Raw genomic sequence first — 2,241 nt, forward strand, 5'->3', positions numbered from 1 at the left:
GGCCTTTTATTACTTGAAACTTCAGAAGAATATCCCGCACCTGAATTTGTTGAGCGAGAATTGCGCACAATGGGAGTAATGGGGAACTTATCCTTATTAAATGGGATTTTAGTCGGAAAACCACAAGATAACCGATATTTCAAAGAGTATCAAACTTCAATCAAAAAGATTATGAAAGAATTTAATCTGGAAAGATTACCTATTTTATATAATTGTAATTTTGGACATACAGAACCAAAATGGACGCTTCCTCTAGGGGGTTATGCGCAGCTCGACTTAAATAAAAAGATAATAACCTTGTTAGAAAGTCCACTATCCTAATTGTTAATAAAATCTATTAAAGTATAGTAACTTATAAGATGTCTATATGGAGTGTTCAGAAAATCAATCAAAAGAAACCTATGCTTCAAATTCTTAAGAAGGAATTGATCTTATTATTGTCGATGAAATTGATAGTTTAAAATTACAACACTTAGAACAATTGAGAGATATTTATGACAAGAATGACTTAGCATTGGTTCTTGTTGGTATGCCTGATATTGAAAAAAGACTGTCTCGTTATCCGCAATTATACTCGTGCATAGGATTTGCCCATGAATTTGATAATCTTAGTAAAGACGAAACACACCATATTTTGGAATATAAAAAATCTCTTCGAATGTAGAGAGTTGCCATATTCCGATTAAAATTTTTCATTTATAAATGAAAATGACACCGTCCGGTCGTAGGTTCGAGTCCTGCGGGGTACGTAGAAAATATATTCTCTTTTAGAGAAGGTACGCTAAATATTAAAATTTGATACAGATGAGCTCATGATTCCTCACGAAATACGTGCTATAATTGGATTACTAAATAACCATCCAATTGAGGTGGTTTTATGGAAGATTTTACAGTAAAAGAGTTTATTGAAATGCTACAAAAATTAGATGAAAATAAAGAAATTGTTTTTTGGAGCTCAGGACATAGTATTCAAGTACACCCTGCAAAACTTGAAGAAATTGATATTGAGTATGACAAAATTAGAGATCGGTATGATCTTTGTGTATAAAAAAAGTATCCTTCGTGTACTTTCTATTTTGTTTTAGAGCGTCGTTAAAGTTGGGAATGTCACTTTCAGCCACTTCATTGTTCCAATGTGTGTTTAAGGGAATACCCGTTATCATATTATATATTCCATATTTTGGATGACCTAACCCGTAGATTGATCGATACTCTTCTTCTGAACTCGTAACACTTTGTGCCCATTGGTTCTGTTTCTGCGCCTCAAAGCGGGCTATTCGTGGCATAGGAAAAACTGCCCTTTCTGACTTGATGACATAGGTTAAATAAGTAAGGGAAATGAACATATATATCCTTTCCCCTATTTTAAAAACTTCAGCTGATGTTGGAATTTTTCCAGCGTGAAAGATACCATTCCGTAGAGTGACATCGTTTGTAGATAGATACTTAGCGCCGCTTTTAGGTACAATCTCATTAAAGTAGGAGTAATAAGCTAAGTTAAAAGCCCCGATGATTCTCTCAGAATAGGCGAGAGAATGTGCGAATTTAACTGATTCTTCTATGGATTTATTTAATTCAAAATAGGAATGTACCGCTACGAATTCTTCTCTAAAAGACTCTAACGCCGAGTAAAAGCAAGTAAACGCTTCAAAGTAATAACTGTCATTGAAAGCAGACAAACCGTTTTCAAATAGTAAAGCGAACTTCGGGATTGACAGGTACATTTCTAATTTGTGCCCGTTTGTACATTTCATATCGAGTGTGACTGAATCAAATGCATCTCCAGATAAAAGTGAAATTTTATTTTCGCGCGAACATCGAGGGCAAAATGGCGTAGATAAATGTATTGACATTAATAGTTTCTCCTTTCTAAATCAAAACTATTATAGCAAAAAAAGACCCTAGCGAGAGCTAAGGTCTTTTTTCTATTGCACATGTAAGCGTTACACTGTATAATAATATCAATCCAAGAAAATCTTTATTTTCTGCAAGGAGCATTCGAGTAATCGGGTGCTCTTTTTTATACGATGATTTTCCCACGATTTATTCGGTAACTATAAATAGAAATTTTTTGATTACTCCAATAGAAAACGTTTCTATTTTTGTGGATTAATAAAATTGAGAAGAAAGTTTTTATACTCATAGGTGATTTTTTGTTCAGATGAAAAAATACTAAGTTTCCTTCATCATCAGGTTTAGCAGTAGTCAAAGGCACAAGGGTGCTGCCCACTTGTGTATATA

At 33.8% G+C, this 2,241-nt stretch carries 3 protein-coding genes and 2 pseudogenes; 3 read left to right on the forward strand and 2 right to left on the reverse strand.

From position 1 onward, the window contains the following. The 3 genes and pseudogenes from A5868_RS07450 to A5868_RS18995 all read left to right on the forward strand — a co-directional run. Window positions 1-321: pseudogene (locus tag A5868_RS07450) on the forward strand (LD-carboxypeptidase); the annotation flags it as partial. A gap of 103 nt (window positions 322-424) precedes the next feature. Next, window positions 425-646: pseudogene (locus A5868_RS19530) on the forward strand (AAA family ATPase); the annotation flags it as partial. A gap of 231 nt (window positions 647-877) precedes the next feature. Then, on the forward strand, window positions 878-1,048 hold the full coding sequence (locus tag A5868_RS18995; RefSeq protein WP_176281303.1) for a hypothetical protein: 171 nt from the start codon (window positions 878-880) through the stop codon (window positions 1,046-1,048). Here the strand turns inward: A5868_RS18995 and A5868_RS07460 are convergent. Then, on the reverse strand, window positions 1,020-1,853 hold the full coding sequence (locus A5868_RS07460) for a hypothetical protein (RefSeq protein WP_086303988.1): 834 nt from the start codon (window positions 1,851-1,853) through the stop codon (window positions 1,020-1,022). The two genes, A5868_RS18995 and A5868_RS07460, sit on opposite strands and share 29 nt — an antisense overlap. Window positions 1,854-2,020: 167 nt before the next feature. Beyond that, window positions 2,021-2,241 (reverse strand): hypothetical protein (locus A5868_RS19225; protein WP_087654131.1); only part of this gene is annotated, 221 nt, incomplete at its 5' end.

Origin of the sequence: Enterococcus sp. 12F9_DIV0723 (assembly GCF_002174375.1) — a bacterium.
Taxonomy (GTDB): domain Bacteria; phylum Bacillota; class Bacilli; order Lactobacillales; family Enterococcaceae; genus Enterococcus_A; species Enterococcus_A gilvus.